The sequence below is a fragment of the Mesorhizobium sp. M0243 genome (assembly GCF_040321775.1).
Classification (GTDB): Bacteria; Pseudomonadota; Alphaproteobacteria; order Rhizobiales; family Rhizobiaceae; genus Mesorhizobium.
The window spans coordinates 14,986-37,783 of the sequence record NZ_JAMYSF010000034.1 but is presented as its reverse complement, the minus strand read 5'-3'; the positions used below and the strand labels follow the sequence as shown (position 1 = coordinate 37,783).

The 22,798-nt window shown below is 62.8% G+C and carries 20 protein-coding genes; 15 read left to right on the top strand and 5 right to left on the bottom strand.

Translation table 11 applies throughout. The features are described 5' to 3' along the window. Window positions 1–83: 83 nt before the first annotated feature. Window positions 84–1,004: an oxygen-dependent tRNA uridine(34) hydroxylase TrhO gene (gene trhO / locus NKJ11_RS29660; protein WP_352632076.1), complete on the bottom strand. Its 921-nt coding sequence runs from the start codon at window positions 1,002–1,004 to the stop codon at window positions 84–86. Window positions 1,005–1,263: 259 nt separating this feature from the next. On the opposite strand from trhO, the gene NKJ11_RS29655 reads away from it, so the two are divergent. Both NKJ11_RS29655 and NKJ11_RS29650 read left to right on the top strand, forming a co-directional pair. Next, the gene (locus NKJ11_RS29655) at window positions 1,264–1,902 is read left to right on the top strand and encodes a 2-dehydro-3-deoxy-phosphogluconate aldolase (protein WP_352632073.1); all 639 of its coding nucleotides are present in this window, start codon (window positions 1,264–1,266) and stop codon (window positions 1,900–1,902) included. 209 nt (window positions 1,903–2,111) lie between these two features. Then, the gene (locus NKJ11_RS29650) at window positions 2,112–2,327 is read left to right on the top strand and encodes a hypothetical protein (protein ID WP_352632072.1); all 216 of its coding nucleotides are present in this window, start codon (window positions 2,112–2,114) and stop codon (window positions 2,325–2,327) included. Window positions 2,328–2,335: 8 nt separating this feature from the next. Here NKJ11_RS29650 and NKJ11_RS29645 read toward each other — a convergent pair whose 3' ends face one another. After that, on the bottom strand, window positions 2,336–4,159 hold the full coding sequence (locus NKJ11_RS29645) for a peptidoglycan L,D-endopeptidase MepK (RefSeq protein WP_352794853.1): 1,824 nt from the start codon (window positions 4,157–4,159) through the stop codon (window positions 2,336–2,338). 406 nt (window positions 4,160–4,565) lie between these two features. Further along, window positions 4,566–6,101, bottom strand: coding sequence for a sigma-54-dependent transcriptional regulator (locus NKJ11_RS29640; protein WP_352794852.1), 1,536 nt, complete (start codon window positions 6,099–6,101; stop codon window positions 4,566–4,568). A 175-nt stretch (window positions 6,102–6,276) separates the two neighbouring features. Here NKJ11_RS29640 and NKJ11_RS29635 point away from each other — a divergent pair, with 175 nt between their 5' ends. The 5 genes from NKJ11_RS29635 to NKJ11_RS29615 all read left to right on the top strand — a co-directional run bounded on the left by NKJ11_RS29635 (window position 6,277) and on the right by NKJ11_RS29615 (window position 12,106). Further along, on the top strand, window positions 6,277–8,109 hold the full coding sequence (locus NKJ11_RS29635) for a M3 family oligoendopeptidase (protein ID WP_352794857.1): 1,833 nt from the start codon (window positions 6,277–6,279) through the stop codon (window positions 8,107–8,109). Between the two features lie 363 nt (window positions 8,110–8,472). After that, window positions 8,473–9,213 (top strand): helix-hairpin-helix domain-containing protein, encoded by a 741-nt coding sequence (locus NKJ11_RS29630; RefSeq protein ID WP_352632066.1) that lies wholly within the window; start codon window positions 8,473–8,475, stop codon window positions 9,211–9,213. A 182-nt stretch (window positions 9,214–9,395) separates the two neighbouring features. Continuing rightward, the gene (locus NKJ11_RS29625) at window positions 9,396–10,541 is read left to right on the top strand and encodes an aminodeoxychorismate synthase component I (RefSeq protein ID WP_352632064.1); all 1,146 of its coding nucleotides are present in this window, start codon (window positions 9,396–9,398) and stop codon (window positions 10,539–10,541) included. Then, window positions 10,490–11,152, top strand: coding sequence for an aminotransferase class IV family protein (locus NKJ11_RS29620; RefSeq protein WP_352751639.1), 663 nt, complete (start codon window positions 10,490–10,492; stop codon window positions 11,150–11,152). Before NKJ11_RS29625 ends, NKJ11_RS29620 begins: the two co-directional genes overlap by 52 nt. A 3-nt stretch (window positions 11,153–11,155) precedes the next feature. Then, window positions 11,156–12,106, top strand: a complete 951-nt coding sequence (locus tag NKJ11_RS29615) for a heme-dependent oxidative N-demethylase family protein (protein ID WP_352794851.1) — start codon at window positions 11,156–11,158, stop codon at window positions 12,104–12,106. Here NKJ11_RS29615 and NKJ11_RS29610 read toward each other — a convergent pair. Further along, window positions 12,103–12,546: a hypothetical protein gene (locus tag NKJ11_RS29610; RefSeq protein ID WP_128303114.1), complete on the bottom strand. Its 444-nt coding sequence runs from the start codon at window positions 12,544–12,546 to the stop codon at window positions 12,103–12,105. The genes NKJ11_RS29615 and NKJ11_RS29610 overlap by 4 nt on opposite strands. Window positions 12,547–12,641: 95 nt before the next feature. Continuing rightward, window positions 12,642–12,971 (bottom strand): MoaF-related domain-containing protein, encoded by a 330-nt coding sequence (locus NKJ11_RS29605; RefSeq protein WP_023810059.1) that lies wholly within the window; start codon window positions 12,969–12,971, stop codon window positions 12,642–12,644. A gap of 214 nt (window positions 12,972–13,185) precedes the next feature. Here NKJ11_RS29605 and NKJ11_RS29600 point away from each other — a divergent pair, with 214 nt between their 5' ends. The 8 genes from NKJ11_RS29600 to NKJ11_RS29565 all read left to right on the top strand — a co-directional run bounded on the left by NKJ11_RS29600 (window position 13,186) and on the right by NKJ11_RS29565 (window position 22,768). Next, window positions 13,186–14,217, top strand: coding sequence for a LacI family DNA-binding transcriptional regulator (locus NKJ11_RS29600; protein ID WP_164892874.1), 1,032 nt, complete (start codon window positions 13,186–13,188; stop codon window positions 14,215–14,217). A 219-nt stretch (window positions 14,218–14,436) separates the two neighbouring features. After that, a complete protein-coding gene (locus NKJ11_RS29595) occupies window positions 14,437–15,882 on the top strand; it encodes a homospermidine synthase (protein WP_128303116.1) in 1,446 nt (481 codons plus the stop codon). Between the two features lie 183 nt (window positions 15,883–16,065). Continuing rightward, complete coding sequence (gene omp10 / locus NKJ11_RS29590) at window positions 16,066–16,443, top strand: outer membrane lipoprotein Omp10 (RefSeq protein ID WP_127259982.1); 378 nt, start codon at window positions 16,066–16,068, stop codon at window positions 16,441–16,443. A 187-nt stretch (window positions 16,444–16,630) separates the two neighbouring features. Then, entirely contained in the window at window positions 16,631–18,655 is a 2,025-nt protein-coding gene (locus NKJ11_RS29585; RefSeq protein ID WP_128303117.1) for a bifunctional metallophosphatase/5'-nucleotidase, read from the top strand. Window positions 18,656–18,892: 237 nt separating this feature from the next. Beyond that, on the top strand, window positions 18,893–19,957 hold the full coding sequence (gene hemH / locus NKJ11_RS29580; protein ID WP_023810064.1) for a ferrochelatase: 1,065 nt from the start codon (window positions 18,893–18,895) through the stop codon (window positions 19,955–19,957). Window positions 19,958–20,008: 51 nt separating this feature from the next. Continuing rightward, window positions 20,009–21,220 carry an NAD(P)/FAD-dependent oxidoreductase gene (locus NKJ11_RS29575; protein WP_128303118.1) on the top strand — a complete coding sequence of 404 codons (1,212 nt, stop codon included), beginning with the start codon at window positions 20,009–20,011 and terminating at the stop codon, window positions 21,218–21,220. A gap of 121 nt (window positions 21,221–21,341) precedes the next feature. Beyond that, the gene (locus tag NKJ11_RS29570) at window positions 21,342–22,292 is read left to right on the top strand and encodes an SPFH domain-containing protein (RefSeq protein ID WP_128303119.1); all 951 of its coding nucleotides are present in this window, start codon (window positions 21,342–21,344) and stop codon (window positions 22,290–22,292) included. Between the two features lie 11 nt (window positions 22,293–22,303). Next, complete coding sequence (locus NKJ11_RS29565) at window positions 22,304–22,768, top strand: NfeD family protein (RefSeq protein WP_023810067.1); 465 nt, start codon at window positions 22,304–22,306, stop codon at window positions 22,766–22,768. The last annotated feature ends 30 nt before the right edge of the window (window positions 22,769–22,798 follow it).

Genomic DNA, 22,798 nt, shown 5'->3' with positions numbered 1-22,798 from the left:
CAGGTTTCGAACGTCGAAGACGTAAGTCCCGAAACTTGACATTGCAATGACAGCGGCCGCTTTGCAGCAGCTCGATGCCTGGATCAGGAGCCGATATGCGGCTCTCTGCCCCGCGCCTGCGCAAGCTCGACCTGGCGCTGGCGCTCGGCATAACGCTGGCGGTCCTCGTCCGAACGCGCATCGAAGCAATGCGGGCAGGAAATACCGGCGGCGAATTTGGGCGACGTCAGGTCGCCCGGCGTCAGCGGGCGGCGGCAGGCCCGGCACAGTTCCGCTTCGCCCTCGGCGAGGCCGTGCGACACCGAAACGCGCTCGTCGAAGACGAAGCACTCGCCTTGCCAGAGGCTCTGTTCGGAGGGAACCTCTTCCAGATATTTTAGGATGCCGCCCTTGAGGTGGAACACGTCCTCGAAGCCGAGCGACTTGACGTAGGCGGTCGCCTTTTCGCAGCGTATGCCGCCGGTGCAGAACATCGCGACCTTGCGGCCCTCGAGCTCCGCCCGGTGCGCTTCCACCCAGGCCGGGAACTCGCGAAAGCTTGACGTGGCTGGATCGACCGCGCCCTTGAAGGTGCCGATCGACACCTCATAGGCGTTGCGCGTGTCGATGATAACAGTATCGGGCTCGGAAATCAGCGCGTTCCAGTCGGCCGCCGCGACATAGGTGCCGGCGCTTTTCGAAGGGTCGATATCATCGACACCCATGGTGACGATCTCGCGCTTCAGCCGCACCTTCATGCGATGGAACGGCATGTCCGCGGCCACGCTGTACTTGACCTCGAGGCCGGCGAGCCCTTCGATGGCTTCGAGATACTCGATCAGTTCGGCAATCGCCGTTTCGCTGCCGGCGACAGTACCGTTGATGCCTTCATGCGCCAGAAGCAGCGTGCCCTTGATGCCGCGCCCGCAACAGAAGGCAGCGAGCGGCGCGCGCAGCTCCTCGAAGGCGTCGAGCCGGGCAAACCGGTAGAGCGCGGCCACGCGAAGGGGCAGAAGTGATGTCATTGCCAAAGCCACTAAACGCTCACGCAAGCCGATTCAAGGCAGAGCCGGAATCCCGGCAAGCATCGACGGCGCGTGACATCGCGACACGCTTCGTTTCATGGACAGAAAAACACCCGTCTGCTAATCGGTTGAATTGTCCTAAAGCGCGTCGCGCCGAAACGAATTCATGTGACGCGCTTTAGGTCTTTGTTTTATGCATGTCGTCTTCCCAAAACCAGGGGCACTTTTGGGCGACATGCACTAGGATATGGAGAGACAGATGCCCAGCAAGACCGAAAACCTCCTGTCGCTCCTCAACGGCCAGCCGGTCATCCCGGTGCTGAAGATCGCCAATGTCGCTGACGCCGTGCCGCTGGCCCGCGCCCTGGCGCGTGGCGGCCTGCCGGCGATCGAGATCACGCTGAGGACCGCCGACGCGCTGGAGGCGATCCGGCGTGTGGCTGGTGAGGTCGAGGAAGCCATCGTCGGCGCCGGCACCATTCTCGATATCAGGCAGTTCGAAAAGGCAGCGAGCGCAGGCTCGCGATTCATCGTCAGCCCGGGCATCACCCGCGAGCTTCTGGCGGCAGCCGCCGACAGCGATGTTCCGCTGCTGCCCGGCGCCATCACGCCCGGCGAGATCATGGCCGCGCGCGAAGCCGGCTTGCGCTTCCTGAAATTCTTCCCGGCCGAGCAGTCGGGCGGCATCGCTTCGCTGAAGGCCTTCGCCTCACCGCTCGCCGATGTGAAATTCTGCCCGACCGGCGGGATCTCGGCCAAGAACGCGGCCGACTATCTAAGCCTGCCCAACGTGGTCTGCGTCGGCGGTTCCTGGGTGGCGCCCGACGACCTCGTCAAGGCCGGCAAGTGGGACGAGATCGAAGCCCTGGCGCGCGCGGCGAGCAAGCTTGCGAAATAAGGCTTCGGCCACGGCATGAAAAAACCCGGCCGACTCGCGTCGACCGGGTTTGCCAAATCGGCTCCGAACCGGATCAGCTGCAGACCCGAACCTTTTCAACCACCCTGTGGTGATGCTTCCAGCTTGTGACCACCTTGGTCCGGCAGTGCTTCTTCATGTGCATATGGTCATGAGTCTTGACGACAATGGTCTCGGCCTGCGTAGGGGCGATGGCCGCCGAAGCGGTTGCCAATGCGATGACCGATGCCAATAGGATGTTCTTCATGGATCTCCCCGGGTTTGAACGAACACCGGAGAAACCTTTGAAAAGCCGGGCAGTTCCACGATCACGGCAATGTCAGGCCGGCGTGATTGGACCAGCGGCGAGCAATGCGGCCGCGCAACAAAAAGCCGCGCGGGTTACCCGGCGCGGCTTTGTCGATTGATTGTCGCTTTACTTGGTCTGGAAGCGGGCGACCGACATGAACTTGACGGCGTTGCCGGTGAAGCGATTGGCATCGGCCACCTGGCTGCTCGGCTGGAAGCCGGCCGTGTAGACCTCGCTCGGCGGCGTGTGCACGATGCTGTAGGCGTAGCCAGGCGCCGTCGTCGCGCTTGAAACGGCGGCGACATGCTCGCCGCTGGTCAATGCCCAGCGGGCCGCCTGCGGTGCGGCTGCAACCACCATGGCCTTGGGGCCTGGCTTCAGGTCGCGGGCGGTGGCTCTCGATTCCTTGCGGGTTGTCTTGACGCCGGCGCCGATCGCGGCGGCCGGATCGGAACCGGCCGGACGGGCAACGACAGCATCGCGCGGCGATGCGGCGTTGGTGCCCGGATCGTTGAACGCCGAACGCGGCTCGGATCCGGACAAGGAAGCAAGCTGGTAATCGGCCGCACCGACCTGTGCATTGGCCTCGTCGAGCACGGCCTTGACCGCATCCGGCCTGGCCATCTCGGGCCGCGCCGTCGGCAGCACCGAGAACGCATCGGTCGCGGTCTTGCCTTGATCAGCCGTCTCGGCCAGCGCCATCAGCACATCCTTGCTGGGCGGCGCAGCCAGAGCGGCCGGCAGCGAATTGTCGGGACGCCATGTCGGCAACGGTATGTTGTTGACCGCGACCTGGGCCGGATTAGCCGAAGCCGTTGCATCGGCCAAGCCGAAAGGAACGCTCGCCGGCGCATGCGCGGTCGCCACAGCCTGCTCGGTGGTGGCTGTCGCCTCCGCCATCGCAAAAGGAACGTTCTCAGGCTGCTGAGCGCCGACATCGGCTTTCGGCCGCGGTGCGAAATCCGGCAGCGGAATGCTTCGGGCCGGCAATGCCGCGATGATCGTCTCCGGCGTGTCCTCTTCCGGCTCCGGAGCCTGCTGCTCGGTCACCTGCGGAATCTCGGCGCGCCGCGCATTCTCCGGCGCCACGATGGCAATGCCCGGGAGGTTGCTGGTCTTGGCTGCTGCTGCCGGCTTCAGGTTTCTCGCCTTGGGCGGGGGGGCGGCCGAAGCGGTCTGGACATCGGCGCTGTCTTCGGCCTCGTCGTCGCCGCCGCCGAAGAATGCCGACAGGAACCCGCCTGACTTCTTGCCGCTGCCACCGGCACTGGCCATTTCGATCGCCGGCGAGCCTGAACCCTTGCGCGCCTTGTAGGAGGCGAGCGCCTGCTCAAAGCCGGGCAGCGGCCTGCCGTCGCTCGGCACATGCAGCGTCTTGCCATTGGGGAACAGGCTGACCAGTTCCTGCCGGCTGATACCCGGCCAATGGCGCACATTGCCGACATCCATGTGGACGAACGGCGAACCGGATGACGGATAGTAGCCGACGCCGCCGCCCTGCATCTTGAGACCGATGTTACGCAGCTTCTTCAGCGGCACGCCGGGGATGTAAAAATCCATCGCCTTGCCGAGCATGTGCTGGCTCTTCTCGGCGACGCCCCTGCTGCGGCCGCGCAGCATCGAGTTCGTCGACGGCGAGCGATAGCCGCAGATGACCTGGATGTAGTCCGTGGCACCTGCTTCCCGATACGCTTCCCAGACCAGATCCAGCAGACGCGGATCCATCTTGGTCGGCTCGTTGCGACGCCAGTCGCGCAAAATGATGTTGATCTTCCTGAGACCCTCGGGAACGTAGCGGCCGTTGCGCTTGTAGACGATCTCGGCCTTCTCATGGGTGTGGAGATGATAAAGCTTCAGCGACCGTGTTTCGGCGCTGGCTCCGCTCGCAGCCGCGGCAACAAAACCAAAAGCGACAACCAACACTGCCAGCCACTTCGGCCAGACGCTCAAATGATGGTGCCGCCTGTTTGTGTGTCGTTCGATTCTGTTCAAATCAAAAGGCCTTGCAGGCTGCCGTTTGTCCCCGGATTTGTCCAAACGGATGTGGCATTAGCACACCCGAATATCGATCCTAATGGTTAATCATCGCTTATTGAAGCCGAAATGCGGTAACACCGTGGCGATATCCCGTCAAAAATTGTTCACAAGGTTTCTTGGTAAACCGCTGGTTTAGATCAGATTTTCGCCTTCGGCCCGAACACGATCTGTTACCGTTAGCCTTAATGCGTGAACAGGGCTGTCCATGACACAGCCACAATGCCGCTGAAACGGCGACACAAGGGCTGTTATGGCATTGCAGCTGGCGCCGGTCTTGTGGCAAAGCCGGATTCGGGCCGAAGCTCAGCCCGGCATCGCCCTAGGAGGCGAGTCGGTCCACGCGGCCTGTCTCCGGATCGATGCCGTGTTCCTTGAGCTTGCGATAGAGCGTCGAGCGACCGATGCCGAGTCGGCGGGCGACTTCGCTCATCTGTCCGTTGTAGTGATCGATGGCAAGCTTGATCATCTCGAGTTCGACATCGGCAAGTGCCCGCACATTGCCGCGCTCGTCGAGCGCCCGCAACGTGCCGAAGCGAGGCTGCAGCCTTGCCGGCGGATCGAACGCGATTGCCGGGCCGCCCTCGCCGGGAAAGGCTTCGTCATCGCGCCCCTCCAAAGACAGGGACGGCGACGACGCGTCGCCATCCAAATCGAGGTTGACGGTGCCTTCCACTTGCGCCCGTATCTGCGGGAAGTCCTCGGCGGAAAGCACATCGCCTTCGCAAAGCACGGAGGCCCGGAAGACGGCATTTTCGAGCTGCCGGATGTTTCCGGGCCAGTCATAGGCCTGCAGCACGGCGAGCGCTGCCGCCGAAATACCTTGCAGGCGACGGTGCGGGTCGGCCGGCGCCACCTTCTCCATGAAATGGGTGACCAGATACGGGATGTCGTCGCGGCGGTCGCGCAGCGGCGGCACGAAGATCGGATAGACGTTCAGCCGATAGAACAGATCCTCGCGGAACTTGCCGTCCTTGACCTGCTGCAGGAGGTTGCGGTGCGTCGCCGAAATCAGCCTGATGTCGACCCTGACGGTCGAGCGGCCGCCGACCGGGTCGACCTCGCCGTCCTGGACCGCGCGCAACAGCTTGACCTGCACGTCGAGCGGCAGGTCGCCGATCTCGTCGAGGAACAGTGTGCCCGAATGCGCTTCGACGAACTTGCCCGTGTGCTTGTCGGTGGCGCCGGTGAACGAGCCCTTCTCATGGCCGAACAGGATCGATTCGACCAGATTGTCGGGGATGGCGCCGCAATTGACCGTGACGAAGGGTTTCGAACGGCGGTCGCCACTGCCCTGGATGGCGCGCGCCACCAGTTCCTTGCCGACGCCGGACTCGCCCTCGATCAGGATCGGGATGTTGGATGCCGCCGCTTTCTGGCCAAGGCGGATCACCCTGTCCATGGCCGGGCTGTGCGTGATCATGTCCTTGAAGGTCAGGAGGCCGCCGCGCCGGCGCGACGTGCGCTTGACCTCGCCCTCGACGGCCTCGACCTTGAGCGCATTGCCGATCGACGCCTGCAGCCTGTCGGGAGACGCCGGCTTGACGACGAAATCGAAGGCGCCATGACGCATCGCCGAAACCACGGTCTCGATGCCGCCCTGCGCGGTCTGCACGATGGTCGGCACGTTGATGTCGCGTTCGCGCATCGCCTTCAGCACGCCGATACCGTCGAGACCGGGCATGACCAGATCGAGGATGACCACCGACACCTCGCGGGCGCCGGGTCCATCGAGGATATCGAGAGCGGCCGCGCCGCCGTCGACGACGATTGCGCTGTAGCCGAACCGCGTCACCGCCGCTTCGAGCAGCCGGCGTTGCACCGGATCGTCATCGACTATGAGTATGGAACCTGTCATGACTGGTATGACTGCCCGCCCGAGGAATTCTGCCCTGTGGACCATCTTGGCACAGGGTTCTAAATAAGGTTTCAAAAAACCAGGTGAATGAATTCCTTAGGATTTGACCGGCTTCTCGTTTCCCCTCGAGCCTTGGCCACGGAAGGTGTCGGCAATGCATAAGGATTCTGGCAACATGGTCTCTGCTCGGCGGCTTGCGGCGCCGGCGTCCGGTCAGGGCGCGGCCGAGCTGGGCGACCTGCCGGAATGGAACCTTGCCGATCTCTATGCCGGCATGGATGCGCCGGAGCTGAAGCGCGACATCGCCAAGGCCGCCACTGATGCGGTCAGCTTCGAGAACCGCTGGAAGGGCACGCTGGCCGCCGAGGCCGAGCGCGGCAGCGCCGGCAGGCTGGGCGAGGCGCTTGTCGCCTACGAGGCGCTGGAGGAACTGATCGGCCGCATCGTCTCCTATGCGGGACTGGTTTATGCCGGAAACACCGCTGATCCCCAGCGCGCCAAGCTCTATGGTGACGTCCAGGAGAAGATGACCGACGCCAGCGCGCACCTTCTGTTCTTCGCGCTCGAACTCAACCTGATCGACGATGCGTCGATCGAAGGCGCGCTCGTCGGCGATCCCGCCTTCGGTCACTACCGGCCGTGGGTGCTCGATCTGCGCAAGGACAAGCCCTACCAGCTCGAGGACCGCGTCGAGCAGCTCTTCCACGAAAAGTCGATCACCGGACGCGGCGCCTGGAACCGCCTGTTCGACGAGACGATGACCGACCTTCGCTTCGACATCGACGGCGAGGAACTGACGCTGGAGCCGGCGCTGAACCGTTTGCAGGACGCCGACGGCGGGGTGCGCCGCCGGGCGTCCGAGGCGCTGGCCACGACCTTCCGCAAAAATTTGCGCACCTTCACGCTGATCACCAACACGCTGGCCAAGGACAAGGAAATATCCGACCGCTGGCGCGGCTTCGAGGACATCGCCGATTCACGCCATCTCGCCAACCGCGTCGAGCGCAGCGTGGTGGACGCCCTGGCTTCCGCCGTTCGCGATGCCTATCCGCGCCTGTCGCACCGCTATTACGCGATGAAGGCACGCTGGCTGGGCATGGAGGTGATGAACCACTGGGACCGCAACGCGCCGTTGCCGGATACGCCCCAGGCGATCATCGGCTGGGACGAGGCCAGGAACACGGTGCTGTCCGCCTATCAGCGCTTTTCGCCCGACATGGCCGAGATCGCGCGAACCTTCTTCGACCGCAACTGGATCGACGCGCCGGTGCGGCCCGGCAAGTCGCCTGGCGCCTTCGCCCATCCGACCGTACCGTCGGCGCATCCCTATGTCCTGCTCAACTACATGGGCAAGCCGCGCGATGTGATGACGCTGGCGCACGAGCTTGGCCATGGGGTGCATCAGGTGCTGGCCGGCGGCCAGGGCGCACTGATGGCCTCGACGCCGCTGACGCTGGCCGAGACGGCATCGGTCTTCGGCGAGATGCTGACCTTCCGCTCGCTGCTCGACCAGACCACCGACCGGCGCGAGCGCAAGGCCATGCTCGCCCAGAAGGTCGAGGACATGATCAACACGGTCGTGCGCCAGATCGCCTTCTATGAATTCGAGCGCAAGGTGCATGCCGAACGCAAGAACGGCGAACTGACCTCCGACAGGCTCGGTCAGTTCTGGCTCGAAGTGCAGGCCGAAAGTCTGGGTCCCGCCATCAAGCTGCGCGAAGGCTACGAGGTGTTCTGGACCTACATCCCGCACTTCATCCATTCGCCCTTCTATGTCTATGCCTATGCTTTCGGTGACTGCCTGGTGAACTCGCTCTACGCGGTCTACCAGAACGCCGAGCGCGGCTTTCAGGACAAGTATTTCGAAATGCTGCGCGCCGGGGGCACCAAGCATCATTCCGAGCTTCTGGCGCCCTTCGGGCTCGACGCCACCGATCCCGCCTTCTGGCAGATCGGACTTGGCGTCATCAGTGGCCTGATCGACGAGCTGGAAGCGCTCGACACTTGAAACGCATCCCTCAGGCGTCGCTCTGACAGTTTAGCCGGAATGCATGTTGGGACAGCTCTACTATCGCCCTAAATATCTGTTCTTGAAGTACTCTCCACCGAAGTTTTCCGATAGCTTTCCACAAGCTCTATGATAGCCTTCGCTCCAAGCTCAGCCGGAGCGCATGCGGATCGGCGAGGAGAAATCTCAGCCGGCCGTGGCGCTCAGGCGAACGCGACAACGGCCGTTGACCATGGGCAAGCAAAAGCCGATCGCCGACAGCTCGAACGGAAGCCGGCTGTTCTGCTTACCGCGGAACCACCAAGAGTAGTCCTTCGCCGAAGGTCATGACCCACGGCAGACGGATCTGACTGGAGAGAGACAATGGGCACTTTTTTCTACGTGGTCCTGGCGTTCCTGATAGGCGTGTTGGTCGGTTGGTTCCTTTGGGGGCGCCTGCGCGGTGAACTCGACAGCTTGCGCGGCGACCTCGACCGTACACGCAGCGAACGCGACAGGCTTCGCACCGACAGCGACCGCCTGACCGGCGAACTCGATGCATGCGGCAAGACCCGCGCCGACCTCGAGCGCCGGCTGCGCGACGCGCCGGCCGCGCCTGCCGCCGGAAGCAGCGCGGCAAAGCCGGCAAGCCAGGCGCCGGCGGCCCTGATGTCGACCCCAGCGACGGCCAAATCCGCCGCCACAAAGCCCGCGCCGGCCAAGCCGGCCGCGGCAAAAGCAGTCTCTGCCAAGGCGGTCTCTGCCAAGGCGGCGGCGAAACCCGCCGCCACCAAAGCCTCGGCTCCAGCCAAATCCGCGACGAGCAAGCCTGCAACAACAGCCAAGCCAGCAGCCGGCCCAACATCCAGCAAGCCCGACAATCTGCGCCGGCTGATCGGTATCGGTCCGGTCAACGAGAAGTTGCTCAAGGCGCAAGGCGTCACCAGCTTCGCCCAGATCGCGTCCTGGACAGCGGCCGATGTCAAACGGATCGAGGACGTCATGAATTTCGACGGCCGCATCGCGCGCGAACGCTGGATCGAGCAGGCCAAGCTGCTCGCCGCCGGCAACGAGAAGGAATTCGCCAAGCAGTTTCCAACAGCCGGAACCTCCAGCAACAGCTGATCGCCAGGCGAGTACTGAAGATTGCAAACGGCGGCGCCATATCGGCGTCGCCGTTTACTCTTGGTTCCTGAGTTGGCCCAAAGGTCGGCTTTAAGAGGCAGCGTGCCGTTCCCTCGATTGCGCGCGGGCGGCACCCCATATAGAGCGGTTGATGGCTTCATTGACCCCAGCATTCGGTGCCCATGTCCCTGCCCGCCGCAATTTTTCGCAATGACAAAAGCGCGCGCCAGCTCGTTTTCGACCAGCCGGCCGATATCATCGTGGCGCACGAAGCAGGGGATTTCGGGCCGGCTCTGGAAGCAGCACAAGCCGCGCATGATGCAGGTAAATGGCTTGCCGGCTATTTCTCGTATGAGGCGGGCTACCTGCTCGAACCCAAGCTCGTTCCCCTGCTGCCTCACGGACGCCGCTCCCCGCTCGTGTGCCTTGGGGTTTTCGATGCCCCGGTCGAAGAGGCGGTGCCGCCGCGCAACACCACGGCGACCAACGGCCCGATATTCGACGCCCGTGCGACGTGGTCGCCCGAGGATTATGAAAAACGCTTCTCGCGACTGCACCAGCACATCCGGCAAGGTGATTGCTACCAGGGCAATTTGACCTTTCCCGTGCATGCGCAGTGGTCGGGCGAGCCGCTGGCCGCCTTCAATGCATTGACCGAACGTCAACCGGTGAAATATGGCGCGCTGATCGCGCTCGGTGAACCCATCGTGCTGTCGCGCTCGCCTGAACTGTTCTTCGAGATCGACGCCGAGGGCATGATCGAGACGCATCCGATGAAGGGAACGGCACCGCGCGGCGCCACCAAAGCCGAGGACGAACGGCAGAAGATCTTCCTGCGCAATGACGAGAAGAACCAGGCCGAAAACCGGATGATCGTCGATCTTCTGCGCAACGATATCTCGCTGATCAGCGAGGTGGGCACGCTGGACGTGCCGGCGCTGTTCCGCATCGAGACCTACCCGACCGTGCATCAGATGGTAAGCGACGTCAGGGCCAAACTGCTGCCGGGTCTCTCTATCCGCCAGATTTTCGCGGCGCTGTTTCCTTGCGGTTCGATTACCGGCGCGCCTAAGATCCGTGCCATGGAGATCCTGCGCGATCTGGAAGGCACGCCCCGCGATGCCTATTGCGGCGCCATAGGCTGGATCGCGCCCGGCGGCCCGATGCGCTTTTCCGTGGCGATCCGCACCATCTCGCTCTTTTCGGGCGGCGAGGCCGTCTACAATGTCGGAGGCGGCGTCGTCTTCGATTCGACGGCGCAGGAGGAGTATCAGGAGTGTCTGCTGAAAGCGCGCTTCGCGACGGGAACACCGCCGACTTTCAGTTGATCGAGACCATGCGCTGGGAACCCGGCTCGGGCTTCCTGCGCTTCGATCGTCATCTTGCGCGCCTCTATGGCTCGGCGGCGGAGCTCGGCTTCCACTGTGATCCAGGCACGGTCGGCGAGGCGCTGAGCAGCGCGGCCGGCGGTTCCGGCGTTGCCATGCGCACGCGGCTTGTCCTGTCGCACGATGGTGAGGTGACGGCCTCGGCGCAACCTTATGAACCGCTCGCCGCCGACAAGGTATGGATACTGCGGCTGGCGCGGACGAGTCTCGATTCGAACGACACGCTGCTGCGCCACAAGACCAGCCGACGACAGCTCTACACGCATGCCCGCGCCGAATATCTCGTCACCCAGGCCGACGAGGTGCTTATGGCCAACGAGCGCGGCGAGATCTGTGAAGGCACGATCACCAATGTCTTTGCCGATCTCGGCGACGGCGTGCTGGTCACACCCCGGCTAGACTGCGGCCTGCTGCCTGGTGTATTGCGCGCGCAGCTTCTGGATGAAGGCCGCGCCCGCGAAGCAATCTACAGCTTGGACGATCTGAAATCCGCCAAGTCCCTGTTCGTCGGCAATTCGCTGCGCGGACTAATCCCCGCAAGACTGACCTGAAACATGACGACTGTGCCCACTCACACACCCCCAGAGCATACGCCGCCCACCCACACGCCCTATGACGGCTCGTCGAAACTGTTCAGTATCGGGCTGAAGCCGCTCGACCCGGCGGACTGGATCGAGGTCGACGCCCATCTGCTGCCGTATCTCGCCGAAAAGCGCCGGCTCTATGCCGAAACCCCAGAGCGCGTTTTCGTCGAGGAAAACGGCACGCGGGACGCCCAGCAGGAAGTGCTCGACTTGCTCGCTGCGCATCTCTTGGAGAGGTTCCCCGAACCCCATCGGCTCGGCGGATCAGGCGTCGAGGTGGCGGGCGCGGCGAACCGTCTGCCTGCTTCCCTTGCCGATGCGCCGCTGGCCAAGGCCTCACAGCTCGTCCAGGAAGACCTCATCCTGATGCGCAGCAGTGACAGCGGCTGGCGGCTGGTTGCCGGCTCGCTTTGCTTTCCCTCGTCCTGGTCGCTCCTGGAAAAATTTGGCAAGCCGCTGCAGGACATCCACGCGCCGGTGCCGGGTTTCGGCCCGGGCACGCGTCCGGCGGAACTCATCAACCGGATGTTCGATGGCCTCCAGGGGCAGGCCGTCGAGCGCTACAACTGGTCGATCCAGTCCGATAACGCGCTCTACCATCCGCTTTCCGACCTGCAGCGCATCGACCGCGCTACAAATCGGCCGTCGCGCTTTCCCGATGGCGACATCGACGCCCATGCCTTCATCCGCGTCGAGCGGCAAACCCTGCGCAAACTGCCTGTTTCACGCGATATCCTGTTCACCATCCGCATCCATCTCGACCCGCTCGCCGTGCTGGCCAGGCACCCTGATCGGGCGAAGCTCGCGGCGTCTTTCGCCGCCCAGCTCAAGGCGCTCGATCTCGCGCAGCTCGACTACAAGGGCCTGACATCAGACCGCGATCGGCTAGTCGACCGGCTCGGGGCGCTGGCGCTGTCCTAAATCGCGGCTAGGCCCAGCAGCAGGATCGCGGACATCGCGCTAAAGACGGTGACGTTGACATCCCACCGCCAACCCGCCGGTCCGAACGGCGGTCGGAATGGCAGATAGCCGTTCTCGTCGTAGAGCACGCCGCCATAAATCGGTCGTGAGACCATTGCCACGAAGAACGCTCCGTACATAGCGACGCCCAATCCCCCTGCGAGATAGAGCCGCTCGGCTTCGAGTGGCCCCTCGATCCAGATAAGCCCCAGCGCAATCAGCGCAACTCCGGTGTAGCTCAGCACCTGCCAAACGACGTGAAACCGGGCGTGCGGGGTCCACAGCGGATTGGTGGCGTGGGTGGCGTTGAGGTCGGCTTTGATCGTCACCACACCGTAGCCCACGGTCGCGACGCTCAACAGAATTCGGGCAAGCAGATGACTGTCGTAAGCGAGTTCCATCGCACTTTCCTCCTCCATTAGGGAAATCGATGACAGGCACTTCAGCAGATCGGAGTCCGGCCGCACGCGGTCGGCCGGGCCAAGACGCGGCAGTGTCACGCCACCGCAACGGATTGAATGGCACCTTGGGCACAGAAGAGCTGCCCATCGGCCAGACGCGCATAATTATGGACGATCCCGTTTTCATGATCCTGCAACTGCACGATGAAGTTGCCGCTCTGCTCCGTCCAGCTCATGAGAACGAGGTTCGGGCGTACGCTGGTCATGTCGATCTTGACCATCTCGTCAATTTCGGTGGCACCGATCGACGCCTGCACATGCAATTCCTCCGGCGAGAAAAACGTCAGCCGGGGTACGAACGGGCCGAAAACGCAGTCGAAAGACTTACCGACAAGCGAGGCTGGAAAAACATTGGTTTCTGCCATGACTCTCTCCTTGGGCATGGCCGCCGCTGTGACCAAGCCTTTTGACAATCTCCGTTGTTTCAGACGCGAAATATACCAGATATGTTTACTTGGAGCGCTCCAAGTGATACGATCCGCCTTTTTCACTTTCGAGTCAACGAAATTCTTGGAGCGCTCCAAAAAAATGGTCTAACTGAAGGGAAATGGGTGAATCACAATGCCAACGCTAGCCGATGTGGGCAAGGCTGCCGGTGTCTCCCGGGGCACTGTTTCCAACGTCTTCAACCGGCCGGAACTGGTCAGGCCTGAATTGCGCCAACGTGTTGAAGCGGCCGCGAGAGCGCTCGGATTTGGCGGCCCCGACCCGAAAGGACGATTGCTGCGGGATGGCAAGTTCAATGCCATCGGGTTCATGCCACCTGGCGCCTACGCCATCGCCGAGGTGATGAGAAGCCCCTATGGCCGCGAGTTGGTGCTGGGCGTTTCGCTCGCCTGCGACGAGGCCGGAACGACGCTCAGCCTTGTAAACGGCACCGACAATACCCGCTTCGCCAGCATCCGCGAGGCCCTCGTTGACGGCTTCATCCTTGGTCACAGCGGGGACATCGGTCTCATAACATCGGCACAACGACGGCGCCTGCCCTTCGTCATTCTCGAAAATGACGCAGGTCCCGACATCAATTCGATAAAGATCGACGGCAGAAGTGGCGCGGTCGCCGCCGTCCGGCATCTGACCGGGTTAGGGCACCGGCATTTTGCCATCCTTTCCATACGGAGGACTCCAGGCCCTCCGATCGTGCACATGCCCGGACAGGCAGAGCGCCCGCTTCTAGCCGGCTTCTCACTCGACGACGAAAGGCTCGACGGTTTCAAACAGGGTTTGGCGGAGGCGAACTTGTCGATCGACGATGTTCCGATCATCGAGACGACGCCGGGCGATCCATCTGCTGGGGCGGTGGTATTCGACAATGTGCCCGAAGCAACCGCAATCCTGACCATGTCGGATTGGCAAGCGATCACAATACTCGACGAGGCGGTTCGTCGTGGCATAGAGGTGCCGCGCCATGTGTCGGTTATCGGCTTCGATGGCACTGCCGAATCCGCACGCACCACGCCTCCGTTGACGACTGTCGCGCAAGACGTGATCGGAAAAGGCAGGCTCGCCGCCCGCATGGTTCTTGACAATCAACCGCCCCGCCAAGTCGTTCTGCCCGTGGAACTGGTGGTTCGGGCGTCCACAGCCGCGCCGAGGGCAAAAATCCGTTAAACCGGTGCGCTTGGCGAATGGGCAAGCTCAGGCTCGGATAGAGCCACTCATCCACGGTTTCGGCCTTAACCACGTAGCCAACGCAGCGTAGCCGCTGGTTGGCGCTTTTCGCTGGTTTGTGACAATGATCTATGATGTAGCGCATGGCCGCCGGGCAGAAATTCCCGGTTTTGCGCGTGTTTTCCCAGTTTCCTGGGTTTTGAAGGAGTGCTCGATAAAATGGCGAATGAAAACTGGCCCGTTTACGGTGAGATCAGCGGCCCCGTCGTGATGATCGGCTTCGGCTCGATCGGCCGGGGAACGCTGCCGCTGATCGAACGCCATTTCAAGTTCGACAAGTCGCGCATGACGGTCATCGACCCGCGCGACACCGACCGCAAGCTGCTCGACGAGCGCGGCATCGCCTTCGTCCAGGAAGCGGTGACCGAGAAGAACTACAAAAAGCTCTTGACCCCGCTTCTGACCAATGGCGGCGGCCAGGGCTTTTGCATCAACCTGTCGGTCGATACCGGCTCGGTGGATCTGATGCGGCTCTGCCGCAAGCTCGGTGTGCTCTACATCGACACCGTCGTCGAGCCGTGGCTCGGCTTCTATTTCGACGCCAAGGCGGACAACGCCAGCCGCACCAATTACACGCTGCGCGAGTCGCTGCTCAAGGAAAAGCACGACAAGCCCGGCGGCGCCACGGCGGTCTCCACCTGCGGCGCCAATCCAGGCATGGTCTCGTGGTTCGTCAAGCAGGCGTTGGTCAATCTCGCCACCGATCTTGGCCTGGAATTCTCGGAGCCCGCGCAGGACGACCGCGAGGGCTGGGCCAAGCTGATGAAGAAGGCCGGCGTCAAGGGCATCCACATCGCCGAACGCGACACCCAGCGCACCAAGAAGCCGAAGCCGATGAATGTGTTCTGGAACACCTGGTCGGTCGAAGGCTTCATCTCCGAGGGCCTGCAGCCCGCGGAACTTGGCTGGGGCACACATGAGACATGGATGCCGAAGAACGCCAAGAAGCACAAGCACGGCTCGAAGGCAGCTATCTATCTGGAGCAGCCGGGCGCCAACACGCGCGTGCGCTCGTGGTGCCCGACGCCCGGCGCGCAATACGGCCTGCTGGTGACGCACAATGAGGCGATCTCGATCGCCGATTTCTTCACCGTGCGTTCGAAGAAGGGCAAGGTGCATTACCGCCCGACCTGCCACTATGCCTACCATCCCTGCAACGACGCGATGCTGTCGCTTGACGAGATGTTCGGCGCCGCCGGCAAGCCTCAGCCGGTGCATCATGTGCTCGACGAGAACGAGTTGATCGACGGCGTCGACGAACTCGGCGTGCTGCTCTACGGCCACGACAAGAATGCCTACTGGTACGGCTCGCAGCTGTCGCTCGCCGAGGCCCGCAAGCTGGCGCCCTATCAGAACGCCACCGGCATGCAGGTCACCTCGGCAGTGCTCTCGGGCATGGTCTGGGCGCTGGAAAACCCCGAGGCTGGCATCGTCGAAGCCGACGAGATGGACTACAGGCGGTGCCTGGAAGTGCAGTCCCAGTATCTCGGACCGGTCAAGGGCTACTACACCGACTGGACGCCGCTCGATAACCGTCCCGGCCTGTTCCCGGAAGACCTCGACCGCAACGACCCGTGGCAGTTCCGCAACATCCTTGTGCGATAGCAGCACCGCCTACCTGCCTCACTGCCTTGCAATCGCCCGGAAATCGGGCGATTGAAGGGATGCGGACCACAGCGATACGTGTTCATCTGGACGCACGTCGCTCTGGAAACTTGGATGCACGCCTCGTGCCTGTCGAAAATCGATTCCGATTTTCGGGCCGATGCGAGAGGAGAGGATTTTCACATGATCATTGCGCGCAAAATTCTTTCGATGAGCGTGGCGGGTGCCATTGCGACGATGCTCGCCGCCTGTGCGACCAGCGGCCCCGATGAACCGCCGATGGCAGCGGCGCCGAAAGGCGTCGAGGGCTCGTGGATCGACGCCAAGGGCACCGGCCTGTCGACCTTTGCCGGCGGTACCTTCACGACCGTGGCCACCGACACCGGCCAGAAGCTTGCCGACGGCAGCTACACGATGACCGGCGCCACGTCGGTGCAGATCAACGGCACCTCGCTGATCCGCCAGACCGCGGTCAGCTTCAACTGCCTGATGGTGTCGACAAGCCAGCTCAACTGCACCAGCTCCAGCGGTCAGAATTTCGTGCTGACAAGGCGCGTCTGAACCCACGACTATTGGTTTTCCAAGGACGGCGGCCGGTTGGCCGCCGTCCTTTTTTATTCCGGCAAAGGGTTCCGGATTCCGCTTGCGTCATCCGGAACGCGATGGGAACATGGCCGAAGCGCCGGCTGTTATGTTCCAGTCAAGCAACGGCGCTAATGGCCTCTGATCAGCTTTCCGGGAGACGAAGATGAAGAAGCTTGCCGCCATTGCAGCCCTGTCAGCCTCAGTACTCGGCCTGTCGGCCGGCGCGTCCTTTGCCGACTACACGCTGAACATCCTGCATATCAACGACTGGCACAGCCGCATCGAAGGCAACAACAAGTATGAATCGACCTGCTCGGCGGACGAGGAGACCAAGGGCGAGTGCATCGGTGGCGCGGGCCGGCTGATCACCGCGATCGCCCAGGAGCGCAAGAAGCTGGAAGGCCAGAACGTGCTGCTGCTCAGCGCCGGGGACAATTTCCAGGGATCGCTGTTCTACACGACCTACAAGGGCAAGGTCGAAGGCGAATTCCTCAACGACATGAAGTTCGATGCCATGGCCCTCGGCAACCATGAATTCGACGACGGCGAGGCGGCCCTGGCGCCGTTCCTCGACATGATCAAGTTCCCGGTGCTGGGCGCCAATGTGAAGGCCAACGCGCAATCCAAGCTCGGCGACCGCGTCAAGCCATCGATCGTCGTCGAGGTCGACGGCCAGAAGATCGGCATCATCGGCGCGATCACCAACGACACGCCGGACCTCGCCTCCCCCGGACCCAACGTCGCAATAGAGGACGACGTCAAGTCGATCACCGCCGAAGTCGAAAAGCTCAAGGGCGAAGGCGTCAACAAGATCATCGCCGTGACCCATATCGGCTACAGGCGCGAGCGCGACGTGATTGCCAAGATCCCGGGCGTCGATGTCGTCGTCGGCGGCCACAGCCATTCCCTGCTGTCGAACACCGATCCGAAGGCGGAAGGCCCTTACCCGACGATGGTCGACAATCCGGACGGCTACAAGGTGCCGGTGGTGCAGGCGGCGTCCTACTCGAAATATCTCGGCGAGTTCAAGGTGGTGTTCGACGACAATGGCGTCGTCAAATCGGCCAGCGGCGACCCGATCTATCTCGACAAGTCGATCACCCCCGACCCGGCCGTGCTCGCCCGTATCAAGGAGCTTGGAGCGCCGATCGAGGCGTTGAAGAACAAGGAAGTGGCGGAAACCACCGACGTCATCGACGGCAGTCGTGAGAGCTGCCGCACCCGTGAATGCGCGATGGGCAATCTCGTCTCCGACGCCATCCTCGACCGCGTCAAGGGACAGGGCGTCGAGATCGTCATCTCCAATGGCGGCGGCCTGCGCGCCTCGATCGACAAGGGCACCGTCACCATGGGCGAGGTGCTGACCGTGCTGCCGTTCCAGAACACGCTGGCGACCTTCCAGATTTCCGGCAAGGACCTGGTGGCTGGCCTCGAGGGCGGCCTCAGCCAGGTCGAGGACGGCGCCGGGCGCTTCCCGCAGGTCGCCGGCCTGAAATATTCCTTCGACAAATCCGTCGCGCCCAATGCCGGCCGCGTCAAGTCGGTGGAAGTCATGGAAGGCGGCGCCTGGACGCCGATCAAGCCGGACAAGGACTATCTGGTCGCAACCAACAACTATGTCCGCCAGGGCGGCGACGGCTACAAGGTCTTCGCCGACAAGGCCAAGAATGCCTACGATTACGGCCCCGGCCTCGAACAGGTGGTTGCCGACTATCTCGGTGCCCACCGACCCTACACGCCGGAGCTCGACGGCCGCATCACCGAAATAGCCGCGACCGTCGCTGCGGCGCCTGCGGCCCCGGCAACCGATCCGGCTGAAGCCGCCAAGCCTGCTGAAGCGGCACCTGCAATGCCTGAATTGCCGGCCAACTCGGGCGATATCGCCAACACACCACCGGCCGTATCGACCGAGGGAGCGCCTCCCCCACCAGCGCCACCGGCTTTGCCGGCAACGGCCGAGCCAGCAAAGCCCGCTGAAGCAGCTCCCGCACCTGCAGAACCGGCAAAGCCCGCGGAGGCCACGCCGGCCGAAGCCAGCCATGTCATCGTTGCCGGCGACACCTATTGGGATCTGGCCAAGAAGGCCTATGGCGACGGCGCCAAATGGAAGGTCATTTCGGGCGCCAACAAGGGCTATGAGCCGCGCCGGCTTCCGGTCGGCGCAACGCTGACCATCCCGCCGAAATAGCCTCGCTTAGATGCCTGAATGACGCCGCCCCCCCCGAAAACCGGACGGGCGTCCTGTTTTCGGGCTAATGCATGTCGCCCAAAAGTGAACTCGGTTTTGGGAGAACGACATGCATAAAAACAAAGACTTAAAGCGGGTCGTCTGAATCCATTCAGACAATCCGCTTTAAGGTGCGGCCAGACGCTGCATTGAATGCGCGCGCAAGATGGTTAGGTTCGCGTCTTCCGGAGAACCCTTATGACGCTTCCCACCCCTGCCGAACCCAAGGCCGCAAAGGCGCTCGGCCCGTTGCCCGCTGGGCATCCGCCGGTCAAGGCGGGCAGGATAGGCGTCATGCTGGTCAATCTGGGTACGCCCGACGGCACCGATTTCAAGCCGATGTGGCGGTATCTCCGTGAATTCCTGTCCGACCCGCGCGTCATCGAGCTCAACAGGGCAATCTGGTATCCGATCCTCTATGGCCTTGTGCTCACCACGCGGCCCAAGAAGTCGGGCGCCAACTACGCACGGATCTGGAACCGGGAAAAGAACGAGTCGCCGCTGCGCACCTATACCCGCGCCCAGGCCGAAAAGCTGGCCGAAGCGCTGAGCGACCTGCCTGATGTCGTCGTCGACTGGGCGATGCGCTACGGCAACCCTTCAACCGCCAGCATTGCCCAGCGTCTGGTCGACCAGGGCTGCGACCGCATTCTTTCCTTCCCGCTCTATCCGCAATATTCAGCGACGACCACGGCAACAGCCAACGACCAGCTGTTTCGCGCGCTGATGAAAATGCGCCGCGCACCGGCCGTCCGCAGCGTGCCGCCCTACTATGACGAACCGGTCTACATCGAAGCGCTGGCGCGCTCGATTGAACGGCATCTGGCGACGCTGGACTTCGAGCCGGAGGTGGTCATCACCTCCTATCACGGCATTCCAAAACCCTATTTCGAGAAGGGCGACCCCTATCATTGCCATTGCCAGAAGACGACGCGGCTGCTGCGCGAACGGCTTGGCTGGGATGACAAGAAACTGATCATCACCTTCCAGTCGCGCTTCGGGGCGCAGGAATGGCTGCAGCCCTATACCGACAAGACGGTCGAGAAACTCGCGCAGGACGGCGTCAAGTCGATCGCCATCGTCAATCCCGGCTTTTCCGTCGACTGCATCGAGACGCTGGACGAGATCGGCCGCGAGGCGGCCGAAACCTTCCACCATGCCGGCGGCAAGAATTTCGCCCATATCCCTTGCCTCAACGATAGCGCGGAAGGGATGGCGGTGATCGAGGCGATGGTGCGGCGCGAACTGTCCGGCTGGGTCTGAACCGGAACACGCCTGCTCCGAGGCGTTAAGGCGCGCCCTCCGGAGAATTCGATGTCCCGCAAACTCGACCTCAGTAGTGGCCGGCCCGTCTGGTCCGCCTATCGGGCGCCTGCGGTGCCGACGGACAGTCTGACCCGAGATGTCAAGACGGATGTGCTGATCGTCGGCATGGGCATCAGCGGCGCCATGATGGCCGAGGCGCTGACGGCCGATGGCCATCGGGTGATCTGCATCGACCGGCGCGGCCCGCTGAAGGGCTCGACGGCCGCAACCACCGCACTGGTGGCATTCGAAATAGACCAGCCTCTCTCCACGCTCGCGAAGATGGTTGGCAGAGCCTCGGCCCAGCAGGCCTGGCGACGCTCGCGGCTCGCCGTTTCCAATCTCGCCGGACGGATTGCCGAACTCGGCATCAACTGTGGCCTGAGCCGCATGCCATCACTCTATCTGGCCGGCACGATGCTTGGTCCGTCGGAACTGCGCGACGAGGCCGAGGCACGTCGGCTAGCCGGCATCGGCGCCATCTGCTTAACCCGACAACAGCTAGCCGAGAAATTCGGCATCGACCGCGAAGGCGCCATTCTCGGCCACGGCAACATCGCGCTCGACCCGCGCAAGCTGACGGCTGGGCTGCTGCTGAAATCCCTGGAGCGCAAGGCACGCTTCTATGCCCCCGTCGAAGCCACAATGATCGAGGACAGCGCCGAAGCTGTTGTCGTCGCGACCAGGGATGGCCCGACCATAACCGCACGACATGTTGTTCTGGCCACCGGCTACGAACTTGTAGACATCGTGCCGGCCGCGGCCCACCGGATCATCTCGACATGGGCGATTGCGACACGCCCGCAACCGCGAAAGCTCTGGCCGGACGCAGCGTTCATCTGGGAAGCGTCGGAGCCGTATCTGTATATGCGCACGACGGTCGACGGCCGGGTCATATGCGGCGGCGAGGACGAGGATTTTATCGACGAAGCGCGGCGCGACGAGCTGATCGCCGACAAGAGCACACGCATCGCCGAGAAGCTCGGCCTGATATTTCCGCATCTCGACACCAGACCCGATTTTGCCTGGACCGGCTCGTTCGGCACCACGACCACCGGCCTGCCTTATATCGGCGCCATTCCCCGCCACCCGCGCATCCATGCGGTGCTGGGCTACGGCGGCAACGGCATCACCTTCTCGCAGATCGCTTCCGAGATTGTCCCGGCTTCGATCAACGGGCTGGATGACACGGATGCCAGGTTGTTTGCCTTCAACCGCTGAGTGCAACCCTATAAACAATCCATCATCACCTGATTGTAACGCATCTGAAATACACTTAAGTCTTTGGTGAAGTCGGCTGCGCGAGAATGGCTTGAGCGGCCTTCGTCTGAGGGAGAGCCAAATGGATTTCAGTGGTTTCGATATTGCGGTTGGTGCACTTGCACTTCTGGTATTGGTGCTGCTGATCAAAGGCATCAGGACAATCCCGCAAGGTTACAATTATACGGTGGAGCGTTTTGGCCGTTACACCAAGACACTGAGCCCGGGTCTCAATTTCATTTACCCGTTCATCGACCGCATCGGCGCCAAGATGAACATGATGGAGCAGGTGCTCGACGTCCCGAGCCAGGAAATCATCACCCGGGACAACGCCATCGTCGGTGTCGACGGCATTGCCTTTTTCCAGATCCTCAACGCAGCGCAGGCCGCCTACCAGGTTGCCGGCCTGCAGAACGCTATCCTCAACCTGACGATGACCAACATCCGTACCGTCATGGGTTCGATGGACCTCGATGAACTCCTGTCGAACCGCGACGCCATCAACGAGCGCCTGCTGCGCGTCGTCGATGAAGCGGCCCATCCGTGGGGCATCAAGATCACCCGCGTCGAAATCAAGGACATCAACCCGCCGGCCAACCTTATCGAATCGATGGGCCGGCAAATGACGGCGGAACGCAACAAGCGCGCGCAGATCCTTGCCGCCGAAGGTCTCAAGCAGTCGCAGATCCTCGAGGCCGAGGGCCGCAAGGAAGCCGCCTTCCGCGATGCCGAGGCGCGCGAACGTTCGGCCGAGGCGGAAGCCCGCGCCACCCAGGTCGTGTCGGAAGCGATCTCCAAAGGCGATGTGCAGGCGCTGAACTATTTCGTAGCGCTGAAATACACTGAAGCGCTTGGCAGGATCGGCACGGCGACCAACAGCAAGATCGTGCTGATGCCCTTCGAGGCGTCGTCGCTGATCGGCTCGCTCGGCGGCATCGGCGAGATCGCCAAGGAAGTCTTCCGCAGCGAAGGCACGACCGGCTCGCAAAGGCAGGCCGCGCGCCCGCCGGTCGTTCGCCCAACCGACAACTGAGGTCGAAACCAATGATCGACCGCATCGTTTCCGAACTCGGCCCGTGGAACTGGATGGTACTCGGTTTCGTCCTGCTGGTGATGGAAATCATCGCACCGGGTATCTTCATGCTGTGGATCGGCATCGCCGCGCTGATCATCGGCGCCGTGTCGCTGCTGATCTGGGACGCCGGCTTCTGGACCTGGCAGGTTCAGGTCCTCGCCTTCCTGGCGCTGTCGCTGGTCTCGGCCTATGTCGGCAAAAAGCTGGTCGGCAGCCGCAACGACCCGACCGACCAGCCGCTGCTCAACCGGCGCGGCGCGCAAATGGTCGGCAGGATGGCGACACTTGCCGAGCCGATCCGGGACGGACGCGGCCGCATCAAGCTGGGCGATACGCTGTGGCGTGTCTCCGGGCCGGATTTGCCGGCCGGCACGCAAGTGCGCGTAACGGGTGCGGCCGATACGGATCTGGAACTGACCGTCGAGGCGGTCTGAACGAGCGCGCAGATTCAGGTCAGGCCGGCA

Excerpts from the sequence above, each read along its gene's own strand:
- NKJ11_RS29595 (WP_128303116.1), top strand. The coding sequence starts at position 14,437 with ATGGCGAATGAAAACTGGCCCGTTTACGGTGAGATCAGCGGCCCCGTC.
- NKJ11_RS29570 (WP_128303119.1), top strand. The coding sequence starts at position 21,342 with ATGGATTTCAGTGGTTTCGATATTGCGGTTGGTGCACTTGCACTTCTG.
- NKJ11_RS29610 (WP_128303114.1), bottom strand. The coding sequence starts at position 12,546 with ATGGAACTCGCTTACGACAGTCATCTGCTTGCCCGAATTCTGTTGAGC.
- NKJ11_RS29640 (WP_352794852.1), bottom strand. The coding sequence starts at position 6,101 with ATGACAGGTTCCATACTCATAGTCGATGACGATCCGGTGCAACGCCGG.
- NKJ11_RS29655 (WP_352632073.1), top strand. The coding sequence starts at position 1,264 with ATGCCCAGCAAGACCGAAAACCTCCTGTCGCTCCTCAACGGCCAGCCG.
- NKJ11_RS29565 (WP_023810067.1), top strand. The coding sequence starts at position 22,304 with ATGATCGACCGCATCGTTTCCGAACTCGGCCCGTGGAACTGGATGGTA.
- omp10 (WP_127259982.1), top strand. The coding sequence starts at position 16,066 with ATGATCATTGCGCGCAAAATTCTTTCGATGAGCGTGGCGGGTGCCATT.
- NKJ11_RS29625 (WP_352632064.1), top strand. The coding sequence starts at position 9,396 with ATGTCCCTGCCCGCCGCAATTTTTCGCAATGACAAAAGCGCGCGCCAG.
- NKJ11_RS29605 (WP_023810059.1), bottom strand. The coding sequence starts at position 12,971 with ATGGCAGAAACCAATGTTTTTCCAGCCTCGCTTGTCGGTAAGTCTTTC.
- NKJ11_RS29585 (WP_128303117.1), top strand. The coding sequence starts at position 16,631 with ATGAAGAAGCTTGCCGCCATTGCAGCCCTGTCAGCCTCAGTACTCGGC.
- hemH (WP_023810064.1), top strand. The coding sequence starts at position 18,893 with ATGACGCTTCCCACCCCTGCCGAACCCAAGGCCGCAAAGGCGCTCGGC.
- NKJ11_RS29575 (WP_128303118.1), top strand. The coding sequence starts at position 20,009 with ATGTCCCGCAAACTCGACCTCAGTAGTGGCCGGCCCGTCTGGTCCGCC.
- NKJ11_RS29635 (WP_352794857.1), top strand. The coding sequence starts at position 6,277 with ATGGTCTCTGCTCGGCGGCTTGCGGCGCCGGCGTCCGGTCAGGGCGCG.
- NKJ11_RS29615 (WP_352794851.1), top strand. The coding sequence starts at position 11,156 with ATGACGACTGTGCCCACTCACACACCCCCAGAGCATACGCCGCCCACC.
- NKJ11_RS29630 (WP_352632066.1), top strand. The coding sequence starts at position 8,473 with ATGGGCACTTTTTTCTACGTGGTCCTGGCGTTCCTGATAGGCGTGTTG.
- trhO (WP_352632076.1), bottom strand. The coding sequence starts at position 1,004 with ATGACATCACTTCTGCCCCTTCGCGTGGCCGCGCTCTACCGGTTTGCC.
- NKJ11_RS29650 (WP_352632072.1), top strand. The coding sequence starts at position 2,112 with ATGGCCGCCGAAGCGGTTGCCAATGCGATGACCGATGCCAATAGGATG.